The sequence below is a fragment of the Vibrio mimicus CAIM 602 genome (genome assembly GCF_000338875.1).
In the GTDB taxonomy this organism is placed as follows: Bacteria; Pseudomonadota; Gammaproteobacteria; order Enterobacterales; family Vibrionaceae; genus Vibrio; species Vibrio mimicus.
The window spans coordinates 19,650-43,461 of the sequence record NZ_AOMO01000029.1 but is presented as its reverse complement, the minus strand read 5'-3'; the positions used below and the strand labels follow the sequence as shown (position 1 = coordinate 43,461).

At 50.1% G+C, this 23,812-nt stretch carries 24 protein-coding genes; 6 read left to right on the top strand and 18 right to left on the bottom strand.

The genetic code is table 11. The features are described from left to right. Nucleotides 1–21 precede the first annotated feature (21 nt). The 3 genes from D908_RS10530 to D908_RS10540 all read right to left on the bottom strand — a co-directional run bounded on the left by D908_RS10530 (nt 22) and on the right by D908_RS10540 (nt 3,644). On the bottom strand, nt 22–1,005 hold the full coding sequence (locus D908_RS10530; RefSeq protein ID WP_005524291.1) for an ABC transporter permease: 984 nt from the start codon (nt 1,003–1,005) through the stop codon (nt 22–24). A gap of 14 nt (nt 1,006–1,019) precedes the next feature. After that, entirely contained in the window at nt 1,020–2,501 is a 1,482-nt protein-coding gene (locus D908_RS10535) for a sugar ABC transporter ATP-binding protein (protein ID WP_000063408.1), read from the bottom strand. A 63-nt stretch (nt 2,502–2,564) separates the two neighbouring features. Next, on the bottom strand, nt 2,565–3,644 hold the full coding sequence (locus D908_RS10540) for a substrate-binding domain-containing protein (protein WP_001041215.1): 1,080 nt from the start codon (nt 3,642–3,644) through the stop codon (nt 2,565–2,567). A 289-nt stretch (nt 3,645–3,933) separates the two neighbouring features. Between D908_RS10540 and D908_RS10545 the strand changes: the two genes are divergently transcribed. Beyond that, nucleotides 3,934–4,722 (top strand): helix-turn-helix domain-containing protein, encoded by a 789-nt coding sequence (locus tag D908_RS10545; RefSeq protein ID WP_000096333.1) that lies wholly within the window; start codon nt 3,934–3,936, stop codon nt 4,720–4,722. Between the two features lie 42 nt (nt 4,723–4,764). Here the strand turns inward: D908_RS10545 and greB are convergent, their stop codons facing one another. Then, nucleotides 4,765–5,247 (bottom strand): transcription elongation factor GreB, encoded by a 483-nt coding sequence (greB, locus tag D908_RS10550; protein WP_000850497.1) that lies wholly within the window; start codon nt 5,245–5,247, stop codon nt 4,765–4,767. A gap of 242 nt (nt 5,248–5,489) precedes the next feature. Here greB and D908_RS10555 point away from each other — a divergent pair, with 242 nt between their 5' ends. Further along, nucleotides 5,490–7,811 carry a Tex family protein gene (locus D908_RS10555; RefSeq protein ID WP_005524288.1) on the top strand — a complete coding sequence of 774 codons (2,322 nt, stop codon included), beginning with the start codon at nt 5,490–5,492 and terminating at the stop codon, nt 7,809–7,811. 94 nt (nt 7,812–7,905) lie between these two features. On the opposite strand, the gene D908_RS10560 is transcribed toward D908_RS10555, so the two are convergent. Beyond that, entirely contained in the window at nt 7,906–8,376 is a 471-nt protein-coding gene (locus D908_RS10560) for a hypothetical protein (RefSeq protein WP_000961395.1), read from the bottom strand. Nucleotides 8,377–8,689: 313 nt separating this feature from the next. Next, nucleotides 8,690–9,451, bottom strand: coding sequence for a pimeloyl-ACP methyl ester esterase BioH (bioH, locus tag D908_RS10565; protein ID WP_005524286.1), 762 nt, complete (start codon nt 9,449–9,451; stop codon nt 8,690–8,692). Here bioH and D908_RS23015 point away from each other — a divergent pair. The 4 genes from D908_RS23015 to cysQ all read left to right on the top strand — a co-directional run bounded on the left by D908_RS23015 (nt 9,387) and on the right by cysQ (nt 12,449). Then, nucleotides 9,387–10,247 (top strand): ComF family protein, encoded by an 861-nt coding sequence (locus tag D908_RS23015; protein WP_032467593.1) that lies wholly within the window; start codon nt 9,387–9,389, stop codon nt 10,245–10,247. The two genes, bioH and D908_RS23015, sit on opposite strands and share 65 nt — an antisense overlap. Nucleotides 10,248–10,335: 88 nt before the next feature. Beyond that, complete coding sequence (nfuA, locus tag D908_RS10575; RefSeq protein ID WP_000070175.1) at nt 10,336–10,923, top strand: Fe-S biogenesis protein NfuA; 588 nt, start codon at nt 10,336–10,338, stop codon at nt 10,921–10,923. A 127-nt stretch (nt 10,924–11,050) separates the two neighbouring features. Then, nucleotides 11,051–11,599 (top strand): ADP compounds hydrolase NudE, encoded by a 549-nt coding sequence (nudE, locus tag D908_RS10580; RefSeq protein ID WP_005524282.1) that lies wholly within the window; start codon nt 11,051–11,053, stop codon nt 11,597–11,599. Between the two features lie 22 nt (nt 11,600–11,621). Beyond that, nucleotides 11,622–12,449 carry a 3'(2'),5'-bisphosphate nucleotidase CysQ gene (gene cysQ / locus D908_RS10585; RefSeq protein WP_000106707.1) on the top strand — a complete coding sequence of 276 codons (828 nt, stop codon included), beginning with the start codon at nt 11,622–11,624 and terminating at the stop codon, nt 12,447–12,449. A 40-nt stretch (nt 12,450–12,489) separates the two neighbouring features. Here cysQ and D908_RS10590 read toward each other — a convergent pair whose 3' ends face one another. The 12 genes from D908_RS10590 to gspC are packed head-to-tail and all read right to left on the bottom strand — an operon-like array spanning nt 12,490 to nt 23,752. After that, nucleotides 12,490–13,248, bottom strand: a complete 759-nt coding sequence (locus D908_RS10590; RefSeq protein WP_005524280.1) for a type II secretion system protein N — start codon at nt 13,246–13,248, stop codon at nt 12,490–12,492. 1 nt (nt 13,249) lies between these two features. Further along, nucleotides 13,250–13,747 (bottom strand): type II secretion system protein M, encoded by a 498-nt coding sequence (locus tag D908_RS10595; RefSeq protein WP_000661338.1) that lies wholly within the window; start codon nt 13,745–13,747, stop codon nt 13,250–13,252. A 9-nt stretch (nt 13,748–13,756) separates the two neighbouring features. Continuing rightward, nucleotides 13,757–14,968, bottom strand: a complete 1,212-nt coding sequence (gspL, locus tag D908_RS10600) for a type II secretion system protein GspL (protein ID WP_005524278.1) — start codon at nt 14,966–14,968, stop codon at nt 13,757–13,759. Beyond that, nucleotides 14,937–15,947: a type II secretion system minor pseudopilin GspK gene (gene gspK, locus D908_RS10605; protein WP_000880074.1), complete on the bottom strand. Its 1,011-nt coding sequence runs from the start codon at nt 15,945–15,947 to the stop codon at nt 14,937–14,939. Before gspK ends, gspL begins: the two co-directional genes overlap by 32 nt. Next, the gene (gene gspJ / locus D908_RS10610) at nt 15,937–16,602 is read right to left on the bottom strand and encodes a type II secretion system minor pseudopilin GspJ (RefSeq protein ID WP_005524276.1); all 666 of its coding nucleotides are present in this window, start codon (nt 16,600–16,602) and stop codon (nt 15,937–15,939) included. Before gspJ ends, gspK begins: the two co-directional genes overlap by 11 nt. After that, on the bottom strand, nt 16,589–16,942 hold the full coding sequence (gspI, locus tag D908_RS10615; protein WP_000792091.1) for a type II secretion system minor pseudopilin GspI: 354 nt from the start codon (nt 16,940–16,942) through the stop codon (nt 16,589–16,591). Before gspI ends, gspJ begins: the two co-directional genes overlap by 14 nt. Then, nucleotides 16,932–17,516 carry a type II secretion system minor pseudopilin GspH gene (gene gspH / locus D908_RS10620; protein ID WP_005524275.1) on the bottom strand — a complete coding sequence of 195 codons (585 nt, stop codon included), beginning with the start codon at nt 17,514–17,516 and terminating at the stop codon, nt 16,932–16,934. Before gspH ends, gspI begins: the two co-directional genes overlap by 11 nt. A gap of 39 nt (nt 17,517–17,555) precedes the next feature. Then, nucleotides 17,556–17,996 (bottom strand): type II secretion system major pseudopilin GspG, encoded by a 441-nt coding sequence (gspG, locus tag D908_RS10625; RefSeq protein ID WP_000738782.1) that lies wholly within the window; start codon nt 17,994–17,996, stop codon nt 17,556–17,558. A gap of 40 nt (nt 17,997–18,036) precedes the next feature. Continuing rightward, entirely contained in the window at nt 18,037–19,257 is a 1,221-nt protein-coding gene (gene gspF, locus D908_RS10630; protein WP_005524273.1) for a type II secretion system inner membrane protein GspF, read from the bottom strand. Then, complete coding sequence (gene gspE, locus D908_RS10635) at nt 19,257–20,768, bottom strand: type II secretion system ATPase GspE (RefSeq protein ID WP_000138180.1); 1,512 nt, start codon at nt 20,766–20,768, stop codon at nt 19,257–19,259. Before gspE ends, gspF begins: the two co-directional genes overlap by 1 nt. Continuing rightward, nucleotides 20,765–22,792: a type II secretion system secretin GspD gene (gspD, locus tag D908_RS10640; RefSeq protein WP_005524269.1), complete on the bottom strand. Its 2,028-nt coding sequence runs from the start codon at nt 22,790–22,792 to the stop codon at nt 20,765–20,767. The genes gspE and gspD overlap by 4 nt, the downstream gene beginning before the upstream one ends. A gap of 45 nt (nt 22,793–22,837) precedes the next feature. Next, nucleotides 22,838–23,752, bottom strand: coding sequence for a type II secretion system protein GspC (gene gspC / locus D908_RS10645; RefSeq protein WP_000394682.1), 915 nt, complete (start codon nt 23,750–23,752; stop codon nt 22,838–22,840). Between the last annotated feature and the right edge of the window lie 60 nt (nt 23,753–23,812).

Below are 23,812 nucleotides of genomic sequence, written 5' to 3'. Positions count from 1 at the left end.
TCTCCTTAATTTTTTGCGCTGCTATTTTTTACGCAACTGACGAATCTGTCCCATAGTGAAGGTCACGGCGACAATAACGATGATGCCGCGCAGGATTAATTGCTGGTCAACGTTAAGCCCCATCAAAATCAATCCGTTATTCACCATTCCCATGATCAGCGCACCTATCACCGAGCCAATCACCGTACCTTTACCGCCAAACAAGCTGGTTCCACCGATAATGACCGCGGCTATCACCAGCATCAGGTCACTCTCACCCAAGGTGTAACGTGCGCTATAAAGGCGGCCGGAATAAAGAATGCCCGCTAATGCGGCGAGAAACCCGTTGAGCATCAGCACATACAGCTTGATGCGATTGACGTTGATCCCTGAATACATGGCCGAGACTTTATTACCGCCCGTTGCCAACACATGCTTGCCAAAAGTGGTATTACGCAGCACAAAAGCGCCCACTGCCGCAACCAATAACGTCCAGATAAACAACACCGAGAAGGGGCCAATATCGCCAGAACCAAAGATGAAAGCGTAAGTGTCGTTATCAATCGGGATAGATTGCAGAGACGTAGACCAACGGGCAATCCCCGTGATGATGCCAGTGGTGCCTAAAGTCACTAGGAAGGACGGAATGCCAACTTGAGTGACAAAAATGCCGTTGATAAAACCAATCATAGTGCCAACCAGTAACGCAGCCGAAACCGCCATTAAAATGCTGTCGGTTTCTTGCAAGGTCAGCGCGGAGACGATGGCCGCCAAGGCCACCGTCGCACCAAAGGAGAGATCAATTTCTGCAGCGCTGAGGACAAAAGTCATCCCCACCGCCATGATTGCGATAGTGGCCGTTTGACGTGCGATGTTCATTAGGTTCACCGAACTCAAAAAGCCTTTATCGTGCAACATCACCGAGAAGAAGATGAAAATGCCGACAAACACAAAGTAGATAATATAGTCGCGCCACTGAATCGGCTTTGCCTTTGGCGTTGGTTTTGGAATGGTTTTTTCGCTCATAGCTGATTTCCTTATTACTGGACGGCCGCCAGCAACTCCTCTTCTGTCATTCGTTGTCCCTGGATTTGCTTCACAATCCGGCCTTTATTCACTACATAAATCACATCGCAAAAACTGCCCACTTCGGCGTATTCACTGGAGACAAAAATCACTCCATTGCCTTGTTCCACATACTGGTTCACGATTTTCATAATTTCGTATTTGGCATTGATGTCGATGCCAAAAGTCGGGTCATCAAGCAAGAGCACTTTGGCTTGAGTGGATAAACACTTCCCAATCACCACTTTCTGCTGGTTGCCCCCGGAGAGATAACGTACCGCCTGTGAGGCACCGGAGGTTTTCACGCCTAAGCGACGAATCGCGGTATCCACAATGTCTTGCCCTTGATGTTTATCAATCACCAAGGAGTGGGAGATGCGATCAAAAGAGGCCATCAGTAGGTTATCGAACACAGAAAAATCGAGCACTAATCCTTGAGAGCGTCGCTCTTCCGGCACCATATTGATGCCATTTTCAATCGCATCCCGCGGGGAGCGGATCTGTACTGGTTTGCCCTCCACCAGCACTTCGCCTTTCACTAGAGGGGTTAAACCGTAGATGGCTTGCAAAATTTCCGTGCGACCACTACCCAGCAAGCCCGCCAAGCCCACCACTTGTCCCGGCATCACTTTGAGCGAAATCGCATCCAATTCTTCGGTGGTCACATCACGCAGCTCAAGGAGTGGTGTTTTTTGGCCATCAATCGCCGGGCGCTGCCACTCAATTTGGGTATCACTTTTGTTGCCCAACATGGCTTCCACCAAAGCATCGACGGATGTATTTGATGTAGGCGTTTCCAGTACGCTATAACCATCACGCAACACAGTCACTGCATCGCAAATCCGCAGAATATCCGCCAAATAGTGCGTGATGTAGATGATGCTGATCCCACTTGCTTTGAGTTTTTCGATCACTCGAAACAACTCATTAATTTCGTTGTTAGACAATGAAGCGGTAGGTTCATCGAGCACGAGAATTTTGGCATCCAACGCGAGTGCCTTGGCAATTTCCACCAATTGCTGCTCACCCAAACTCAGTGTTTCCACTCGTTGGCTCGGGTCTATTTCAACCCCCAACAGCTCTAACAGCGGTTTGGATTGGCGCTCACGAGCACGGTTAGAAATCAGGCTGCGGCGAGCGGTTGGATGGTTGAGAAAAATGTTGTCGGCAATGCTCAACGTCGGGACAAGACTGAGATCCTGATAGACCATCGCAATCCCCGCCGCCTGCGCCGCTTTGGGCGATGAAAATGTTACCGCTTGTCCAAAGAGACGAATTTCACCACCATCACGAGCATGGAAACCATTAATCAGCTTCACTAAGGTGGATTTCCCAGCTCCGTTTTGCCCCACCAGCGCATGGACTTCCCCCTGTTTTAAGGTGAAATCGACACCTTTCAAAACCGGAGTACCATCAAACCCTTTTTTGACGCCGCGGGCTTCAATTGCATTGCTCACATCGACTCTCCCTGTCTTGAGTCAAACTCGGTCTGCCAGCCATCTGGCAGACCGCTGGTACACTTACTGCTTCAACGCTTTTTGCACCGCTTCTGGCGCAGGACGACGCAGAGCCTGTTGCCAAGCCTCCAACAAGTTGTCACGCGTTACCGCACTGGCTCCCACGGTCACAAACGGTGGTGTGGGTTGTTCGAGTTTTGCTAATGCCCCCATTCGCGCCAACGTTTGGCCTAAGTCATAAGGCAAGTCAGTCACAATGCCCGCCACATTACGTTGCTTAGCCATGTCCAGCGCATTTGCTGCGCCTAAATCCATTGTGATCACTTTGATGTCTTTACGACCTGCTGCGCGAGTCGCCGCGACCACACCTTCAGCAATACTGTCCCAAGGGGCATAAATAGCTTTAATGTCAGGATATTGAGTAATCATGGCCGAGGCGATGACTTCGCCATCGTTGGCGTTAGCAATGCCACGTTTTGCGACCACCTCGATGTTCGGGTAGCTCTGTTGCAAATTAGCCAATGCCGCTTCATCACGTTGATTAGTCACGTAATAGTTGGCTTCGTGGTAAATGAAACCGACTTTGCCTTTTTCATCCACTGCATCCGCGATGAGATCCGCCGCGATTTTGCCCATCTGCGATAAATCGTCGGTCACGATACCGGCGTAATCTTTGCCATGCTCAAAACCACTTGGCAGGTTACTGATCAACACTAACTTACTGCCCTGTTCCACCGCCGGACGAAATGCCGCAGCACCGGATACCGGATCCACCACTAAGGAGATCAAAATATCGGGCTTCATGGCCATCGTGGTCTCTACATCGGTTTTTTGTTTGTTGGCATTAAATTCCGCATCGGTCACCGCCACGACTTTAATATTGAGATCGGAGAATTTGTCCTTAGCACCTTCAATCAGAGCGTTCGACCAATCCGACGTGCTGTGCATCAAAATCGCAGCGGTATAACCTGCCGCGCGCACTTGCTGCTCTTGTTCAGTCGATAACACCACATCGGTATACGGCGTTGCCGCCTCACCCATCGGGCCTTTGGTTTCTGTCACAGCCATCGCATTGCTGCTTAACGCCATTAACAGACTGATACTTGCGACTCGACAGGTATTAACGATTCCTTGTTTGTTCATCTCTCTTCACCTTACTTAGGTATTAGGTGAGTATTAATATAGGTGTTTTGTAGGTATTTAGTGCGATCAAGATCGCGACATGCAACGATCACAAAGTGATAACAATCACAACCCTGAGTAATAATTGAGCATTTTGTTGTTTGGGCGCGAAGCATTAGCATGATGAATGGAATCACACCCCGAACACTCAGAGTGAAAATCACAAAGCGCAAAAAGAAAGATGCTGACTAGGTAAAAGATAGGTATTATTTGCCAAGTCCCCTCACCACCACAGAGACTATTTCGGTTTATGAGCTCCCTTGAAGTACAACGCATGAGTCTGACCAGCAGTATGTATCATCAACTGTTGGCGCAGCATGACATCTATTTTGTCGCGTTTGATGCCAAGGAGCAGATTGTTGCCAGCAACTACCCTGTCGCAACCTTAACCTTGGAAAGTCTGGATGATTTGGTGTTTTTGGTTGGCCCCATGTACAGCGCACAAATTCGTGCTTTTTTGCGCCATGAGCGTGAAACACTGGAGTTTGATGTGGCCAATTTGCACTTCAGCATGTGCAAACTGAGTGATGCAGGACACGCCTTAATCTACTGCCTACAGATTGAGGCCAAAGAGAAACAGCCTCTTGAACCTAAGCTCTCGGCGATCGAACAGGATTATCAGATCATCCATGAGCTTTCCGAATCACTCAATCTGCTCAGCCATGCCGGAGAAACTCAACTTCCAGAGCATGTGCAGCAGGAAATTCGCGATAAACATTTACCTGAAGTCGAAAAGCGCTGGCAACAGTTGCAGGATCCCAGCCTCAAGCTGTGCTTGGAAATCGTCAAATCCAATATGGAAAACTTGCTAGATGACCACAGCGGCATGAACAGTCGTCTTCTGGAAGTTTTGACCCCATCCGAGCTGCAAGTGGCTGAATTTATTCGCAGTGGCATGTCGAGCCAAGAGATCGCCAGCACGCTCAATGTGGCGCGGAAAACGGTCGAAAATCATCGCAATAGTCTGCGTAATAAGCTGGGCATCACCAACCGCGGAGTGAACTTACGTAACTACCTACTGAGTCTGGAAAAGCGTTAATCGCGCCTCTCAACTCTCAGTACACAAAAGAAAAAAGGGGAATCACTCCCCTTTCTCATACTCAATCGAATTAATAAACCACTCTTTCATGCCCGTTGGGGTGTGCACCTGAAACTCTTCATCCACTTGCTTTTTGAGGAGTGCACGCGCCATCGGAGAATCAATCGAGATGTAATCTTTGGCATCGCCGTAAATCTCTTCGGGGCCGACAATGCGAAACTTCTTCACTTCTCCGGCTTCGTTTTCAATTTCCACCCAAGCACCGAAAAACACTTTGCCTTCTTGCTGCGGTGAATAATCAACGATTTTCAGCTCTGGCAGCAACTTACTCAGGAAGCGTACACGACGATCAATCTGGCGCAGCAGACGCTTGTTGTAAGTGTAATCAGCGTTTTCTGAGCGATCGCCAAGGCTCGCAGCCCAAGAGACTTTTTGAGTGATCTCGGGACGTTGTTCTTTCCATAAATAGTCGAGCTCTTGCTTGAGCTTGTTGTAGCCAGCTCGGGTAATCAGCTTAGTTTTCACACGGGATTCTCAACAAAATAGGGTTGCGCGAAAAGTACCGATTTTTCGCACGCTTTGCCAGTCAGGGCAAAAGATTTGACTGAAAGCTCTCAAAAGCGAGCGGCAGACATGTTATTAATAGCCGCCTGCTGCGGGCAGAGCGTGATCCATGACTCAAACTCCTCGTCCATTCGAGCGTTGAGCTGGAGTCAGGCGTAACTGCCCCCATATAAACCGAAAATGTCAAAAAGAGACCACCACGGATGAGCAAAGCTATCTGCCACCAGATTGCTCAAGAACTGAATGTTCGCCCTGAGCAAGTTATCGCTGCCGTCACCCTGATCGACGATGGCAATACCGTTCCTTTTATCGCCCGTTACCGTAAAGAGGTGACTGGAGGATTGGATGATACCCAACTGCGCAACTTGGATAGCCGTCTTGCTTATCTGCGTGAGATGGATGACCGTCGCCAAACCATCCTCAAATCGATTCAAGAACAAGGCAAACTCACCCCTGAGCTGGAGCAGGCGATTTTAAGTGCCGACAGCAAAAACCGCCTTGAAGATCTCTATCTGCCTTACAAGCCGAAACGCCGCACCAAAGGTCAAATCGCGATTGAAGCGGGTCTTGAGCCGCTGGCCGATACACTCTGGACGCAGCCTAACACTGACCCTGAAAGCGAAGCGGCAAAATACATTAATGCCGAGAAAGGCGTCGCTGACAGCAAAGCCGCACTGGATGGCGCACGCGCTATCGTGATGGAACGCATTGCAGAAGATGCCAATCTACTGGAGAAAATCCGCCAACATCTCAATCGCAACGCGGAAATTGTGTCGCGCGTGGTCGAAGGCAAAGAGCAAGCGGGCGAGAAATTTAAAGATTACTTTGATCACCGCGAGCCGATCAGCAAAGCGCCTTCACATCGCGCGTTGGCGATGCTGCGTGGCCGTAACGAAGGCTTCTTAACCCTAACGCTGAATGCCGATCCTGAATTGGAAGAAAGTGCGCGCCAATCCTACTGCGAAACATTGATTGCAGAACATTACGGCATTCATTTGAGTCAAGCGACGGCCGATGCGTGGCGCAAGCAGGTGATCAGCTGGGCATGGAAAATAAAAATCTCCATGCACATGGAAACCGAACTGATGAGCGCGATGAAAGAGCGCGCGGAAATCGAAGCGATAGAAGTCTTCGCCACCAACTTAAAAGATCTGCTGATGGCGGCACCGGCGGGTCCTCGCGCAACATTGGGCCTCGATCCGGGTCTGCGCACCGGCTGTAAAGTCGCGGTGGTTGACGCAACCGGTAAAGTGCTGGCAACCGACACCATTTACCCACACGCACCACAGCATCAGTACGATCGCGCCATGCAATCCATCGCTCTATTGGTGAAAAAGTTCAACGTGGATCTGATTGCGATTGGTAACGGTACAGCCTCACGCGAAACCGATGCCTTTGCAGCGGATTTGATCAAGCGCGGCAACCTCAAAGTGCAAAAAATCATGGTCAGCGAAGCGGGAGCATCGGTGTATTCTGCTTCTGAACTGGCGGCAAAAGAGTTCCCGAATCTCGATGTGTCATTGCGTGGCGCAGTCTCTATCGCGCGTCGTCTGCAAGACCCGCTCGCGGAGCTGGTGAAGATCGACCCGAAATCGATCGGGGTTGGCCAGTATCAACACGATGTGAGCCAAACCCTGCTCGCTAAACGTCTGGATGCCATTGTTGAGGACTGTGTGAACGCCGTGGGTGTAGATGTGAATACCGCCTCGGCAGCGCTACTGACTCGTGTTGCGGGCTTGTCTGCGGCATTGGCGCAAAACGTGGTCGATTATCGTGATGAAAACGGTCGTTTTGAGTCACGCAGCGCACTGAAAAAAGTACCGCGTTTGGGGCCTAAAGCGTTCGAACAGTGTGCCGGCTTCCTGCGTATTATGGATGGCAAAAACCCGCTCGATGCCTCAGCAGTGCACCCAGAAGCGTACCCAGTAGTAAAAACCATCGCCGAGAAGAACAGCAAAGATCTGAAAGCGCTGATTGGCAATACCGAGTTCCTGCACACCCTGCGCGCGGTCGATTACACCGATGAAAACTTTGGTGTACCGACCGTGACCGACATCATCAAGGAACTGGATAAACCGGGGCGTGACCCGCGTCCGGAATTCAAAACCGCAACCTTTGCTGAAGGCATCCATGAGGTGTCGGATCTGGAAGTGGGTATGGTTTTGGAAGGCGTAGTCTCTAACGTAGCCAACTTTGGCGCGTTCGTGGATATCGGAGTCCATCAAGATGGCTTAGTGCACATTTCCGCCCTGACCGATCGCTTTATCTCAGATCCGCGTGAAGTGGTTAAAGCCGGTGACATCGTCAAAGTCAAAGTCATGGAAGTGGATGTACAGCGTAAGCGTATCGCCCTTTCGATGCGCTTAAACGATGAGCCGGGACAAGATAACCGCAGCCAACGCAGCTCTGCACCACGCTCAGGGCAAGAGCGTCGAGCTCCACGCCGTGATGAGCCGCAAGGCAATGCATTAGGTGGAGCCATGGGTGGTGCGTTTGCCGCCGCTTTCGCTAAAGCGAAGAAATAGCCGCCGACAAATACATTTCATCATGACGTAACCGTTAGGCTGCATAAAAAAATCCCCACAGCTGTGGGGATTTTTATTGCGCGAGATAACTCACCTACAAAACTGCAATCACGTCTGAAGGTGTGTTGGGTGCCACTGCGTGACCATAATGGTATTTGATCACGACACGCCGGCGCGCCATTCTGCCTTCTGTTATCGCCGCATCAATAATGTGCTTGGGTAAACGAAAACGCATCGCATAACCTTTACCTTGCTCTTGGCTGTACGAAGCAAGCGCGAGCAGATCAAACAATCGCTCTAGCTCACTTTTCGGTTCATCGTGGTGGGAGGTATGCGCCTCCGTTTCGCCGCCGACTTCGTAACGTGGGTGCTCAGCAGGATCCCACGATGGTTGCTTGCGACGCTTATCATCCTCTTTGATCTTACGTTCAGCGTTCGATTTGGCCAGTTGTACGGTTGGCGTCACTGGCTCGCGAACGCGATTGTCGCGTGCGGCCTGCTCCGTTTGCACGTTCACTGATGGGGCGATCAGTGGCACACTGACATTGGTCGGTGACACTAGCATAGCCGAAACCTCCTCAGCTTCGCCCACCCTCGGCTTTCACTCCGGGTTAGTCTATTTATCGACCAGTCGAGAAAATGATTAAGTCAAATTTTGGTCAGCGCGACAAAATTCACACTATACCCAAACTACTTGGAGTTGCAGGTAGGCGGCAAGTGAGTGACAAATTTGTCTGGAACAAATTTGCACAGCCATCGGCTGGCCTTTGGTGAGAACCAGGGATGGCTCTCATAATCCCCATGAACATAGACAAGCTATGTGATTGGGGTGAATGAACGTAGCCAACACCGCTGCAGCTTCAAGTAGGAAGGGGGATCTAACGAGTCGCAAACTCGATAAGTCGCAGACAAAACGCCTCCGCCTCAGTCATAAACGGCGCATGAGAAGATTGGTCGAAAACGAACGCTTCACTGTAAGGCGCTAAATGGTTCAAATCACGGGCAACTTTCGCGGGGACTAACCCATCCAACCGACCATATAGGCGCAGCATAGGCACGTTGATGTGTTGTAGCTCGTCACGCAAATCCACTTCGGCGAGCATAGTCAGGCCTGCCAATAGAGATTGTGGATTAGGCATAGGACGAGACAGCACTGCCTGTTTAAGTGCTTTCACATCTTGGCGCGCACTTGGGCTACCCATGGCTTGCAGCGCCATAAAACGCTCAATGGTCAGCTGAAAATCGGCCACCAGCTGATCGGTAAACACCGTCAGCACATCCGGTTGAATACCACGCCAGTTTCCCTGCGCCGCAAATTTGGGCGAGGAAGCGACCGTCACCAATTTGCTCACGTAGTCTGAGTGATGCAGCGCCATGTGCGTGGCGACTAAGCCACCCAGCGACCAGCCCACCCATATCGCGTTGCGCGGTGCATTCTCTAACAAGGCTTGAGCGATCTCTTCCAGGCTCGCGGCATGTTGCTCAGCACTATGACCATAACCGGGTAAGTCCACCACATGCACTCGAAAATGGGCGCTCAATGCTTCTGCGGTTTGCAGCCACACCGCACCATTCATGCCCCAGCCGTGTACCAATACTAGATCTTGTCCTTGCCCACTGACTTGCCAATACAACGCCATGGTCACATTTTCTCCCTCTATTTCCATCTTCATCCACTCTGCCAATTGGCAAGATGAGATGAGTTACCCTGATTCTTGGCTCGCTATGTTAACCAATTGGCTCAGAAAAACCACCGCACCACTGCTCATTCCTGAGTGCCATCTTTGTCGACTCGCGCTCGATAAAAACTCGCCATTTGGAGTCTGCACCGCCTGCCAAGCTTGGCTTGAGCACGGTTATCGCTGTGCTCGCTGCGGTTTACCCACGCTCACGGCTGTCGAGCAGTGCGGACAGTGTCTGCGTCAGCCTCCGCCGTGGCGAAAACTGATTTGTGTCGGCGATTACCGCTTTCCACTCAGTGATGCGGTGCATCAACTCAAATACCAACGCCAGTTTTGGCAAGCACCACGTTTAGCTAAGTTACTCGCCACCCAGATTAGCGAGCCAGCCCCTTTACTGTGCAGTGTGCCACTGCATTGGCGGCGACGTTGGCAACGCGGCTTTAACCAAAGCGATCTGCTGGCACGCGAATTAGCACGCTCATTACCTACACAGTATGACAGCCAACTCTTTGCGCGCCGACGAGCCACACCGCACCAACAAGGACTCAGCAAAGCGCAGCGAATACACAACCTGCGCGGTGCGTTTGTGCTGAATCATCAGCCAAACCAGCAACATATTGCGATTGTGGATGATGTTGTGACCACAGGCAGTACCATCCGACATTTATGCGATTTACTGCTTGATGTCGGCGTACAAAGCATTGATATTTACTGCATATGCCGCACTCCTGAGCCGAAAGATAGCAAAGGTTGACGTTTTTTAACGCAAAAAGCGCTGGATCATCGTTAACTCAGGAGTAGAATGGTGAGCAATAACCGATTCTTTTACTCAGGTATTCGTCGTGTCAAATCCAATTACTATTACTGAATCTGCCCAATCACACTTCGCTAAGCTGCTAGCACAGCAGCCAGAAGGTACTAATATTCGTGTGTTCGTGGTTAACCCAGGTACACAAAACGCTGAGTGCGGTGTCTCTTACTGCCCACCAGAAGCGGTGGAAGCCACCGATACGGAATACCCTTTCAGTGGTTTTTCAGCTTACGTTGATGAACTCAGCCTGCCATTTTTGGAAGAGGCAGTGATTGACTTTGTAACGGACAAAATGGGTTCACAACTGACCCTGAAAGCCCCTAACGCAAAAATGCGTAAAGTGGCAGACGATGCGCCGCTGATGGAGCGTGTCGAATACGCACTGCAAACTCAAGTAAACCCACAACTGGCAGGCCACGGTGGCCATGTTAGCTTGATCAGCATCTCGGATGATGGTGTGGCTCTGGTTCAGTTTGGTGGCGGCTGCAACGGCTGTTCTATGGTCGACGTGACGCTTAAAGAAGGGATTGAGAAAGAGTTGCTGGCTCAATTTGCTGGTGAACTGACTGCAGTACGTGACTCAACCGAGCACGATCGTGGTGAGCACTCTTACTACTAAGTACAAAACCATTGGATAAAGCTGATGCCTAGCCATCAGCTTTTTTATTTGTGTCTGCATATTGACCGTTTCAAACCGCGATTATTTCTCATATATTAAGAAAACTTTTTTGCTCGGGAGCCCGCGTATGTCGTCCAAATCTTTACCAGAAATTCTGGAGCGTGAAACTGTCGCTCAATCGCGTCTGTTTACTATTGAAGCTTTGGATTTACGTTTCTCGAATGGCGAAGAAAGAACCTACGAGCGCATGAAGCCGAGTGGCCGCCATGCAGTCATGATGGTGCCTATCACAGCCCAAGGTGATCTACTACTGGTGCGCGAATACGCCGCCGGAACTGAACGTTATGAGCTGGGATTTCCGAAAGGGTTGGTCGATCATGGTGAAACCGCTGAACAAGCAGCCAATCGCGAGTTAAAAGAAGAAATCGGCTTTGGTGCGCGTCAGTTAACGCAACTCAAAGAGGTGGTGCTCGCTCCTTCTTACTTCTCCAGCAAAATGGTTCTTTTTGTTGCTCAGGATCTATACTCAGAGCAATTAGAGGGGGATGAGCCAGAGCCTTTAGAGATCATTCGCTGGCCTTTAGCACAAGCAGAAGATCTGCTGACCCATCTCGATTTTTGTGAAGCGCGCAGCATCACAGCCTTACTGCTGGCCCTGCGTTTTCTTCAGGCGTGAATTGCGCGCCTTCGGAGTCACTATGTCTACACCACACGATCTCTCTCACCTATTGCCCGATGTCATTAGCATCGCGCGAGCCGCGGGACAACTCATCCTCGATATCTACCAAAACAAATCATACGAAGCTTTCACCAAAAGTGATGCCACACCCGTTACCAGTGCGGATTTAGCGGCACATAAGTTTCTGTGCGAACAACTGCACGAGTTAACCCCAGACATTCCAATTCTCTCTGAAGAAGAAGCGAATATCGCCCTTGCCACTCGCGAAACGTGGCAGCGCTACTGGCTGGTAGATCCGCTCGATGGCACTCAAGAGTTTATTGCTCGCAGTGGTGACTTCGCGACCATCATTGCCTTGGTAGAAAATAACCATCCGGTGATGGGCGTCGTGTATGGCCCGGTTTCTGGTGTCACTTACTACGCTTATGCAGGCAAAGGGGCGTGGAAGATTCCGGATATGGCGCAGAGCCTAAAAATTCAGACCCACAAGCACGAGTTGCCGAGTAGCTCGATCGCGATTGCCATCAGCCGCCGCCAAGACATCAATAAAGTCACCAGCCGCTTAAGCAGTGCATGGAATTACGATCTGGTGCCTTTGGGATCAGCGGCGCTCAAAGCTTGTTTGGTTGCTGAAGGCGCGGTGGATTGCTATCTGCGCCTTGGCCCAACGGGGGAATGGGATACCGCAGCAACACAGTGCATTGTGGAAGAGGCGGGTGGGCGCATTCTGAGCACTCAATTGTCCCCTCTTTCTTACAATGAGCGGGAAACCTTGGAAAACCCGAACTTCATCGTGTTAGGTGATGCGGATTTACCTTGGAATGAAATCCTAAAAATCAAAGATTAACCCGATTAGACTTCACGCCCAAAATGGGCGTGAATGTTGTCTAAAGTTGGCCTTGCTGATTGAACGGATAACGCCCCTGATTATCTGGCTGTGGCAACCACTTAAGCTGCGCACTTAAACTTTCAGGAAAGTTCGCTTCTGGCTTAAACCACGCTTGAGCTTGATAGCGATTATCGGGTTGTAGGCTGAGGCTAAATTCGCTGCTCACTTGTGCGGTTTTTTGCCCACCGTTCAGATTCAACATACTCTCTTTGCAAGTAAAATCTGACACCACAGTGCCGAGATCCAACGCACCAATCGGCGATTCCACCTGCGCAGCCGACCAAACCAAACTGCCCGCCGCTTGCTGACAATAAGGATCGCCGAAACGGTATTGATGTACCGTCAGCTCCAACTGACCTTGCGCCATCAATGGCACGGGTAACGGAAGCCAAGGCATGGCTTGTGCAGCAGGCAAAGAGAGCAAGAAATCATCCGCATACGGTCCATTCAAACCCACACCTACAATCCCTTTACCACGCAGTTGTGCACTACTGCCACGCCCAAAACGAACATCTGCTTCAGCACGAGCGAGTAACAAGGCTGAAAGGCGAAAATCCCAGTTCAGATCGCCCAAATTCATGCCTTGCCAACGGACCTGAGCGGCCTTACCTTGCCAAAGAGAGCCTTCCACACTATTCAGCGCTAAGCCTTCAGGGAGCGGTAGCTGCTTGATCACCACTTGCGCAGGCAAATGCACCACAACGCTAGTCAGCAAAACTCCGGAGAATAAGGCGCTATACCAAACGGCACGCTTCATCTTAACCACCTCGCTTCAACTGTAAGCGTTTGACTTCCACCACGCCATTTACTTTGCCGCGGTCGATATCAATCACATCCACGCTCACCCCTTGTCGCTCTTGCAGATAAGCAATCCACGAGATCAATTGAGAAAAAGGCAAAGGCTGGATCCACACCTGCATCATTTCACCCCGCGGCTGTACGCGGATCAATTCAATATTGAATTGGCGGGTTGAATTGGTGATCACTTGGTTGAGGGGCTGATTACTCACAGCTTCATTACCGCCCTGCGTACGCAGAGTCACGATATCATTGGCGTTTTCACTTACCCAATTGAGTAACTGTTTCTCAGTTTGCACTCTTGCTTTGGCTTGAGTCGTGCGCTCATCCAGTGGTTTCCAAATGCCCCAATAGGCGATAGCCAGCACAACAAGCGCTCCCGTCACCATCACCATTTTCTGTTCACGCGGGGTTACGCTGCGCCACCAAGCATTCACAGGAGCTAATAACTCTTTCATCATTCCTCCTTACTTTGGCCTAACAACAAAAACACCAAACACTTGCTCGCCATTTTTGTTCAGTTGTCCCTGCTCGACAGCAAAAAACTGTTCAAGCTTAGTGCGTGCCTGTTCAAAACTTTGGAAGTCACGGCTGGTCGCTTCGAGGCGAATTTCACTGCGGTTGCTATCAAATTTGATGCTTTGCAGTTGCAGATTCACGCCCGTCAACGCTTCAGGTAATGGACTTAGCCACTTCAAGACACTACCGACACTGGCTCCACCCGATAAACGAGCCATTTCATCGCTCATCTGTCTTTTCAAGTAAGTGACTGTCGGGATTTTCTGTTTATCAGGAAAAATACTACGGAAAATGCGCTCGCTTTCCGCACGGTAAGCATTCGCTTGCGCTTCATATTGATGTGCCTGAAACAGTGAATAACTGACGGAAACGGCCACAAACAGCGCCGCAGCAATCGCCACTTTGCGCCATATTTGCCAGTGACGCAGCAAAGAGGATTTAGGCTTAAAGCTGCCCGTCAATAAGTTGAACTTGCTGCTCAGTGCTTCTTGCGTCAGCAGTTGCATCACTAAACCAGTAGGCTCGCTACGCCACACTTGCTGTTCCGCCAACGCTAATTCAGGCAGTGGAGTTAAGGCTTGCAGGGACAGATATTCATCTTCTTGCTTCACCCAATCGGAAGCAGCAAGCAGGTTTAGCCACTCAGCGTTAACCGCAATCCCTTGGGTAGCACTTTTTCGCACCAGCCAATCGTCACCCAATTGCAGTGCCGCCAACCCTTGTTCAGCTTGGGGAATCGCCAACACATCAGGTAGAACGCGCTTAACATCGAAGCCGCAGGCTTTGAGCTGATCTAAGCAAGCGCGAAGCCATAAACGATCCACCCCAACAACATCGGCACTTTCACGACTTTTGCTGAGCACAGAGAAATGCAAGTCTTCGACATCTTGCGCGATCTCATCTTCCAGCAAATAGGGCAACATACTTTCAAGCTGACGAGCTGCACCCGGTGGAATCTCCACTGAGCTTAAGATCAGATCGCTCGCAGCCAGTAACACCAATACACTGCGCTGCTCTGCATAAGACTCAAGCTCATGCAAGGCTTCCCAGCCAGCCACTTCGCCGCTAGCAATCACTTCTTGCTGTTCGGCAGACCACACCAACCAAGGGATATTGGCCTCTTTTTGACTACTCAGTCGAACGGTCAGAAACTCGCTCACTGATCCCTCCAAAGCGACGGCGTACAACCGTCGCAGTTTTCTTATCGTTACTGTAAAACAGGCTGCGGATCCGAATGCGGGACGCATCGACCAGCACCTGTGCATCTAATTCAAAATAATGGCTATCAACGCTGAGGTATTTTTTAGCATCCTCACGCACCGCATTATCGACGCCTGTAAGCGCCGACTCAGCGAGAAAATCATCCACACTCGCCCAGCCATCAAAGGGGCGGCCTTCCAACAACGTTCTCGCGCTCTCTTCACTGAGCGCTGGGCTGAACATCGCCGCTAATAAAGCCGACTGCTCAGCAGGCAAGGTATTCACATTCAATTGCCATTGATTGGTTGGCAAAGCACAAACATAAGGTAAGGCTTTGTTCATCACCTCTCCGCTGACTTGCTGCACTGCACGCCATTCACTGGCATCAGCCAACCAAGTATCTGCTGCCATGTAAGCAGGCAACATGGATTCGTAATGGCTGTCTTCTACTCCATACGCGGTACGTACAGAATCATCGCGATCAATAAACTCTAACGTTGAGTCAGCGATGGTTTCAGCCTGATAACTCTCGATATCCAGCCCTTCTAACAGCGTTTGTAACACTCCCAGCAAGTACGGCTTTTTCACGCTATCTGGCGTGAACTTCACCCCGGCAAGCGCATTGAGATTAAAACAGGCTTGCATATCGCGGATTTTGCCGCGCACTTGACCGTAATCGAGCGGATAGGTTTGCTCTTTGAGAGCCCAAGGCTGACTCAGGTTAATGGTTTCACTGTCTTGGTAGCTCTGTTCAATCCCTTTTTTGGCTAACGCCTCAACCCCAAGACTGTACCAATAGGCTTGTTGGTAGTTGAGCTGATGCGTCGCGCGCTGGAACTGACTAAACAACCGTTCAGCCATAGTGGCCGCGATAGACACCATCACAGCCAGCAGCAGCAAAACCACAATCAGCGCAACGCCTCGCTGCTTAGCCAGCATTTTCAACACTCTCTTCTGTCATATTGAGTGAGCCACCATTGGTCAGGTAAATACGCTCAATCTCGCCATAATCTTTTAAGGTCAGCTTCACGGATACCGCTTCTGGCAAAGCATTGGTCGGCACCCATTCATCGCTCCATTCACCTTGCAGATAAAAGCGCACTTGCCAATCTTCCACCCCGGTTAATAACGGGGAAATCAAACCTTGCTGCCCAACGGGTGTATCCGGATAACGCCACCAAATTCGCTCTAAGCGGTTTTCGTACAGACGATAACCAACCTTAGTGACTTCCCCACGCGGAAATTGCTGCTGCGGGTTATGCCAGCCAAGGCGCGCAAACAGCAAGCCGTGTTGATCAGAATCGAGCAGGGATTCTTTCCACTGTACCAATTGTTCGCTAGGTGCTTCACCATTGGTGCGAAACTGACGCAGTGCCATCTGTCGAAAATCGGCATCCATAATCACTATGGCGCGTTGCAATTCGGCTAAACGCGCAGTGCGCTCAGCGGAAATTTCATTGCTGCGTTGGACTTGATTGAGCACCTGATACGCCCCAACACTCAAGCTGGCAAATATCGCAATCGCCACTAGCACTTCAATCAAAGTGAATCCAGCTATCTTCTGACGAGTAGAGATTTGGTTAGTTCGCCACATAACTGCGCACCGTCACGACTGGAGTCGCACCTTTTTCTGTTGCCACACTGACATCAAAGGCTTTGAGCAGATTGTCGGCAGTTTTGACTGGACTGAGTTTCCAGTACCAAGTTCGACCGGCCATCTGCTCACTACCCTCACGAGCCGCCAAGGACTGCGGATTGAGCATGACTTGCGCCATCTGGTTATCCACTACCATGGAGGCAAACATTTTTTCTTCCAGATAATTCACTGTGTTGATGTGCTGACTGACCGAGCGGATCACGCTGATCGCCGCGGTAGCAAAAATCGCTAAAGCGACCAGAACTTCGAGCAAAGTAAACCCGCGCTTATTCTTCATCACTTTCTCCCGGAGCCAGCAGACGCAGCGTACCGTTTTCTTGCGCTTCTACTCGCCACTGCTCATCGCGCGGCTGCCCTTTGGGGAAAATATGCAGCGTAAATGGCGTCACTTCACCACTGGATAGAATAAACAGTTGCGGTGGTCGCTCCTGCTTTTCTTCTTCTTTCTTCTCCGCAAACATCTCTTCATCGAACAGCGAACCGGGATTGAATAACCGCTCGTCGTTTTGCCAAGCACTACCTCCGAGTTCAAAATCGAGCTGCAAACCTTCTTTGAGCGTGGTTTGATTGGTCATCTTATCGTTTTGCCACTTTTGCCAGCCTTTCTCGGCTGTCAGTTGCAAAAAGGTCAGACGCCGCGCATCCACATCAATCCGCACACCAAAATCCTGCCCGCTCAGAATCGCTTCCTCGTTAAGCAGCAACAGCCGCTGATAGAAGCTTTGAGCGCTGATTTTGGCTTCATCTTTCACCGAAACAGGAAAGGTGGCGATAACCGCCACCGCACTGACCGAAACCAGTACCAGCACCAGCAAAATTTCCAGCAGAGTAAAACCGCGAGTCGCTGTCATAGATTCAGTCTGTAATACTGTTCGTAGGTAATACTGCGATTATTGGAAATCTTGGATATTCCAGTTACCAATATCCGCGCTTGGGCCTTCACCGCCCTCTTGACCATCAGCACCTAGAGTGAACACATCAATCGTGCCTTTATCACCTGGGCTTAAATATTGGTAATCGTTACCCCAAGGATCTTTTGGCAGACGCTTGATGTAACCACCATCGCGGTAGTTGCGTGGCTCTGGGTTGTTCGGCTTGTTCACCAAGGCATCCAACCCTTGGTCGGTCGTTGGGTAAACGCTGTTATCCAACTTGTACATATCCAACGCATTTTCCAGCGCCACGATATCAGTGACCGCTTTTTGTTGGTCAGCTTTTTCTTTGTTGCCCAGTAAGTTAGGCACAACAAAGCTGGCAAGAATGCCCAAAATAACGACCACAACCATCACTTCGAGTAGGGTAAAACCCGCTTGTTTACGCATTTTTTTCATAGTTACTCCACACTATGCCGTTTTCGCCGCGCGTGACGACTTAACGACTCATTAAGTTATTCATTTCCAAAATCGGCATCAGGGTTGCCATCACAATAAACAGCACCATACCTGCCATTAAAGCAATCAATGCCGGGGTAAAAATACCGAGCGCGATATTGACTGTTGATTCAAAACTGCTGTCTTGGTTATCCGCAGCACGGGTCAGCATGCCTTCCAGCTCACCACTCTGTTCACCACTGGCAATCATGTGCAGCATCATAGGCGGGAAGAGTTTGGTTTGCTCCAAGGCTTTGCGAAGGCTTGAACCCTCACGCACGTTTTCTGCCGCCGCCAATACTTGCTGTTTCACAAACTGATTGGTCATTACATCGACCGCCACACGCATGCCATCCAAAATCGGGATAGCACTTGAGGTACAGATCGAAAGCGTACGCGCAAAACGAGCGGTGTTAAGACCACGAGCAATTTTTCCAATTACAGGTAAGTAGATAACTCGACGATCCCAATTCAAACGGACATCCGGCTTGGTCAAAGCCCAACGCACCAGACTAATGGCGAGCATTAACCCAATCAGTAGCCAAATTCCCCAGTTTTGCAGAAAATCACTGGCATCAAGCAAGAACTGAGTGGATGCAGGCAAGGCTTGCCCCATTTGCACAAACTGCCCAACGATTTTGGGTACAACGGCGGCCAGCAAAAAGGCCACAATCCCCACCGCAAACACCACCAGAACCACAGGGTAAATCATGGCTTGTTGCAGTTTAGAGCGCATCTTCTGACGGTTTTCTGCGTAATCAGCTAAACGCTCTAACACGGAATCGAGGTGACCGGATTTTTCTCCCGCGGCAACCATTGAACGAAATAGCTCATCAAACACATGCGGGTAATCACCCAAACTGTCAGACAAGGTATAACCTTCAGTTACTTTGGCGCGTACTGCCACTAACATGGTGCGAATACGCGGCTTTTCCGACTGCTCAGCCACCGCGCGCAAACACTCTTCAAGCGGCATGCCTGATTGTACTAAGGTTGCCAACTGGCGAGTGATCAGCGCTAAATCTGGTGTGCTAATGCCGCGTTTGAAACCCATTCCTTTACTGCGGCTACGAGCCGCTTTGGTTTGAGTTTCGACCACTTCCATCGGCACTAAGCCTTGCTCTTTCAGGCGCTGACGCACTTGACGCGCATTATCGCCCTCAATCACGCCTTTTTTGTGGCGTCCTTTGGCATCCAGCGCTTTGTATTCAAACGCCGCCATCAGGACTCCTTAGTCACCCGCATCACTTCTTCCAACGAAGTAATGCCTTGACGCACTTTGTCTAAACCATCATCACGAATGCTTGGAGTGGTTGAGCGGATGTGTTTTTCCATCGCCTGTTCACCCGCTTCGCTGTGGATAAGCTCCTGCAGTGCTTCATCCACCAGCAACAACTCATGAATACCCGTTCGGCCACGGTAGCCTTTGTGATTACACTTAGGACAACCCTTAGCACGATGGAGGATCAGTGGTTCTTTTTTCTTACAATCAAACAGCTTGCGTTGCTCTTTGTCTGCTTCATAAGGCTCTTTGCAGTCTGAGCACAAGGTTCGCACTAAACGCTGTGCCAACACGCCAAGCAGAGAAGAGGAGATCAAAAACGGTTCGATCCCCATATCACGCAGACGAGTCACTGCGCCCACCGCCGTATTGGTATGCAGTGTCGACATTACTAAGTGACCTGTTAAAGAAGCTTGCACCGCAATTTGTGCGGTTTCCAAGTCACGGATTTCCCCCACCATCACCACATCTGGGTCTTGACGCAAAATGGCGCGTAAACCACGAGCAAACGTCATATCCACCCGAGGGTTAACTTGGGTTTGGCCGATACCATCAATATCAAATTCGATCGGATCTTCTACCGTCAGGATATTGAGCTCACTGCTATTTAGCTCCTGTAAACCTGCGTACAAGGTCGTCGATTTACCCGAGCCAGTAGGCCCTGTCACCAGAATGATCCCGTGCGGACGCTTGATCAAACGACGGAAGTTATCATGGTTTTGTGCCGTCATGCCCAAGCTGTGCAGATCAAGTCGGGTCGCGTTTTTATCCAGAAGACGCATTACCACTCGCTCACCATGTGAGGACGGCATAGTCGAAACCCGCACATCCACCGCGCGGCCACCAATACGTAACGAAATACGTCCATCTTGTGGCACCCGCTTTTCAGCAATGTCGAGTTTGGCCATAACTTTGACCCGCGAAACGAGTAGCGAGGAGAGCTTGCGGCTTGGTGCAAGCACTTCACGCAGCACACCATCAACCCGAAAACGGATCGATAAGGTCTTTTCAAAGGTTTCGATATGAATATCCGATGCACCTTCTTTGATCGCTTCGCCCAGCATGGCGTTGATCAGTTTGATGATCGGTGCATCATCTTCACTTTCCAGCAAGTCTTCATTTTGTGGCAGTTCTTCCGCCAGTGAGAAGAAGTCATCACTGTCGGCGCCAATGTCTTCCATCAGTTGTCGCGCTTCCGAAGAATCACGCTGATAAACTTGAGTCAGCTTGCTTTCAAATTCCGCTTGCGACAAAGCAATAAGCTGGAAAGTATCTTTGACCACCCGCTTGGTTTCCACCAGCGCTTCCATAGAGAGAGGCGGCAAGTAGTAAATGCTGGCTTGTGAAAAGTCCTCATTCCAATCCAACACGAGCTTGAAGCGGTTGGCAAAGCTGAAAGGCAGACGACGAATCGACTGCCGCTCAGCAGGAGAGATCACCATTTCGGTCATTGCTCGGCTTCCATCTGATCAATAAAGGCTTGAATTTCAGGTGGATGACGGCGGTCATCGCCAAATTTTGGCAAAACGGGCACGCTAGCATCATCCAATAAACGTAAGCCTTTCTCAGCGCGGAACAGTTGCTCAGCACGGATGTAGTTGTATTTACGTTGGGTAATACCATCGGCAGTCACGCCATCACGAATAATGGTTGGCTTGATGAACACCATCAGGTTTTTCTTTTCCACCTGAGAGCTGGTTGAACGGAACAGTTGTCCCAGCAGCGGAATATCACCCAGCAGAGGAACTTTGGATTCACTTTCTAGCGCTCGCTCATCAATCAAACCACCCAGCACCAGCATTTGTCCATCTTGTACCATCACTGAAGTGTTGAGCTGACGTTTTGCAAAGCGCACGTCAACGGCTCCATTGGCACCTAATACGTTGGAAACTTCTTGCTCAATATTAAGCTGCACTGAGTTACCTTCGTTGATCTGCGGTACCACTTTCAGCTTGATACCCACCTCTTTACGATCCACGGTTTGGAATGGGTTGTCGTTATTGGAGCCTGCGGTTGAGCCAGTGATAACAGGCACTTCTTCACCCACGATAAACGAAGCCTCACCGTTATCCATGACGGTAATGCTAGGTGAGGACAGAATGTTAGATTTGGAATCGTTAGACACCGCATTGATTAACGCCGTCCAGTCCCCCAGAGCAATGCTGACCGCAGCCCCTTGGATACCAGAGAGAGCGGAAGCCAGTGTTGAGTAATCCCCTTTGGTGGTGGTTTCTTCGTAATATTTAATTGCGCCAGTATTGCTATCACGAATCGGTTTTTTCTCCGTGGTATCTTTGGCCTCTTCAAGGCCAATCAACACATTACCAATCGAAGCACCTGTGTTGCCATATTGAATCACTGAGCCACTTTCCAGAGAGCCCCACTGTACACCAAGGTTGATACCATCTCCTTCGGCCATTTCGACAATCAGAGCTTCAATCAAAACTTGTGCGCGGCGAATATCAAGCTGGCCAATTACCTCTAGCATCGCATTCATAATGTCTTGCGGCGCAGTAAGTACTAACGAGTTGGTATCGGCGTGTGCCGCAATCATCACTTCGTTGCGTTTTGAAGTGGTTTGCTGGCCCGTTCCTTTTTCAGCTTGCAGGTTCTCTGAAACGCCTTTGAGCACTTCAACCAGATCTTCCGCTTTCGCGTATTTCAAATACACCACGCGGTTATTGCCTTTGGCAGCCATTTCCACATCAAGCTGTTTAATCAAGCGCTTCAGGCGCTCACGTACTTTCGGGTCGCCAGAAATCAAAATGGAGTTAGTACGCTCATCCGCAACAAACTTGGGTTTCAAAAATTCAGGGGTGTTTTGCGCATCAGCGGTTTTGTTCAGAGCTTCAACAATACGCACCATTTCGGCCGCTGACGCGTTATTGAGCTCAACGACTTCAATTTCTTTATCGCCAGCTTGGTCGACACGGCGAATGATTTCCGCCAAACGGTTCACTACGGCCGCACGGCCTGTGATCAAAATAATATTGGCCGGATCATAGTGCACAACGTTACCTGCGCCGGCGTTATCAATAAGTTGACGCAACAATGGAGAAAGCTCACGCACCGAGACGTTTTTAACCGCAACGACCTGCGTGATCACAGAGTCACCATTGGCGCGCTCTTCACCACTCAATACTGGAATCGCTGAGGTTTTTGCATCTTTGGATTTGATGACCTTAAGCACACCATTATCCATTTCAACAACCGCAAAACCGTACACTTCCAGCACACTAAGGAAGAAACTGTAATATTGCTCTTCGTTTAACGTATCGAAACTGCGAACATCCACTTTGCCACGTACAGAAGGGTCTACGATGATCGTCTTCTCAAGGTTACGTCCGACAATATTGATAAATTCTTGAATGTCGGTGCCTTTAAAGCTGGCACTAAACTCATTTGCCATCGCCAGAGGTGTGGACAGCAAACTGCCAGCCAGCAACCACGAACTTTTTTTCAGCCAAAATTTCACTGGGAACTCCCTTGCCTCACTAACGCGTTCTCATTCGCCTCAGCGTTAAAATTGAATATATACATCATGTTGTTGACCATCACGCTCAACCGTCAGACTCATTTCAGTCATCTCATTCATCGACTGAAATACGGTGTTCATTACATTCGGATCGGTCAGGTCCATACCATTCAGGGCTACTGCGATGTCGCCATCTTGCAAACCGATCGATTCAAACAGAACCGGATCTTTGCCGGGGCTGACTCGATAACCGAGCACTTTGTCGTCACGTTTTACCTGAGACAGGCGCACATACTGGAAAATTTCCTGCGGGTTACGCGCAATAGCCTCACGAACCGCATCCAGTTTGTCTTCAAACTGTGGCGTTTGGCTTAATTGATTTGTCCGTGGTGGTTGTGAACTCGGCGTAGAAGATGCGGTTGGGCTGGTATAATCCAATCCTTCTAACATCAAGGTTTCATCACGGCCTGAGTTACTGATAATGACTCGATCCGGCATCACGGCTTTAAGTTTTGCCTGTGTCCCCTCAATGACTTCGTTAAGCCCATAAGTCGCTTGCACACCACGGTTGGCAATCACCGCTAAGCTTTTTTGCAAGTCATTGCTTGCTACAACGCCGGATAGCACTAGGTTCAAACGAGTTTTCGGCGCATCCACGACAACAGGCTGCTCAATCGGGGCTTCTTTGGGCTCAGTGAACACACCAAACAGCTCCCCTTTCTGCAACACACTGATATCCAGTGGCTGATGATCTGGCTTTAAGGCAGACAAAGTTGGGCTCCAACTCGGGGCTTGAGCTTGCTCTCCCGACATCAACCACACCATTTTGCCCAGCGTCCACGCTGATGCCACCAACAGCAACAGAGTTAATCCTTCGCTGATTGGCTTTTGCCACCGCGCGGAATTTTGGCTCAATAAACGCGGCCACGTTGCTAGCGGAGGAAGTTGTTTAAATTCCATAAATTTCCACGTTATTCCTTTCTGTACTTTTGCGCTCAATCTTGCGCAAACTCGCCTGTA

What these genes read in the sequence shown, in the direction of transcription:
- gspF (WP_005524273.1), bottom strand. Translation starts at nt 19,257, where the DNA reads ATGGCGGCGTTTGAATACAAAGCGCTGGATGCCAAAGGACGCCACAAA.
- D908_RS10595 (WP_000661338.1), bottom strand. Translation starts at nt 13,747, where the DNA reads ATGAAAGAGTTATTAGCTCCTGTGAATGCTTGGTGGCGCAGCGTAACC.
- D908_RS10590 (WP_005524280.1), bottom strand. Translation starts at nt 13,248, where the DNA reads ATGAAGCGTGCCGTTTGGTATAGCGCCTTATTCTCCGGAGTTTTGCTG.
- gspC (WP_000394682.1), bottom strand. Translation starts at nt 23,752, where the DNA reads ATGGAATTTAAACAACTTCCTCCGCTAGCAACGTGGCCGCGTTTATTG.
- D908_RS10530 (WP_005524291.1), bottom strand. Translation starts at nt 1,005, where the DNA reads ATGAGCGAAAAAACCATTCCAAAACCAACGCCAAAGGCAAAGCCGATT.
- D908_RS10540 (WP_001041215.1), bottom strand. Translation starts at nt 3,644, where the DNA reads ATGAACAAACAAGGAATCGTTAATACCTGTCGAGTCGCAAGTATCAGT.
- gspG (WP_000738782.1), bottom strand. Translation starts at nt 17,996, where the DNA reads ATGAAAAAAATGCGTAAACAAGCGGGTTTTACCCTACTCGAAGTGATG.
- D908_RS10545 (WP_000096333.1), top strand. Translation starts at nt 3,934, where the DNA reads ATGAGCTCCCTTGAAGTACAACGCATGAGTCTGACCAGCAGTATGTAT.
- D908_RS10560 (WP_000961395.1), bottom strand. Translation starts at nt 8,376, where the DNA reads ATGCTAGTGTCACCGACCAATGTCAGTGTGCCACTGATCGCCCCATCA.
- gspI (WP_000792091.1), bottom strand. Translation starts at nt 16,942, where the DNA reads ATGAAGAATAAGCGCGGGTTTACTTTGCTCGAAGTTCTGGTCGCTTTA.
- bioH (WP_005524286.1), bottom strand. Translation starts at nt 9,451, where the DNA reads ATGGCGTTGTATTGGCAAGTCAGTGGGCAAGGACAAGATCTAGTATTG.
- gspK (WP_000880074.1), bottom strand. Translation starts at nt 15,947, where the DNA reads ATGCTGGCTAAGCAGCGAGGCGTTGCGCTGATTGTGGTTTTGCTGCTG.
- gspE (WP_000138180.1), bottom strand. Translation starts at nt 20,768, where the DNA reads ATGACCGAAATGGTGATCTCTCCTGCTGAGCGGCAGTCGATTCGTCGT.
- nudE (WP_005524282.1), top strand. Translation starts at nt 11,051, where the DNA reads ATGTCGTCCAAATCTTTACCAGAAATTCTGGAGCGTGAAACTGTCGCT.
- gspH (WP_005524275.1), bottom strand. Translation starts at nt 17,516, where the DNA reads ATGACAGCGACTCGCGGTTTTACTCTGCTGGAAATTTTGCTGGTGCTG.
- D908_RS10555 (WP_005524288.1), top strand. Translation starts at nt 5,490, where the DNA reads ATGAGCAAAGCTATCTGCCACCAGATTGCTCAAGAACTGAATGTTCGC.
- cysQ (WP_000106707.1), top strand. Translation starts at nt 11,622, where the DNA reads ATGTCTACACCACACGATCTCTCTCACCTATTGCCCGATGTCATTAGC.
- gspJ (WP_005524276.1), bottom strand. Translation starts at nt 16,602, where the DNA reads ATGTGGCGAACTAACCAAATCTCTACTCGTCAGAAGATAGCTGGATTC.
- D908_RS23015 (WP_032467593.1), top strand. Translation starts at nt 9,387, where the DNA reads ATGCCCCAGCCGTGTACCAATACTAGATCTTGTCCTTGCCCACTGACT.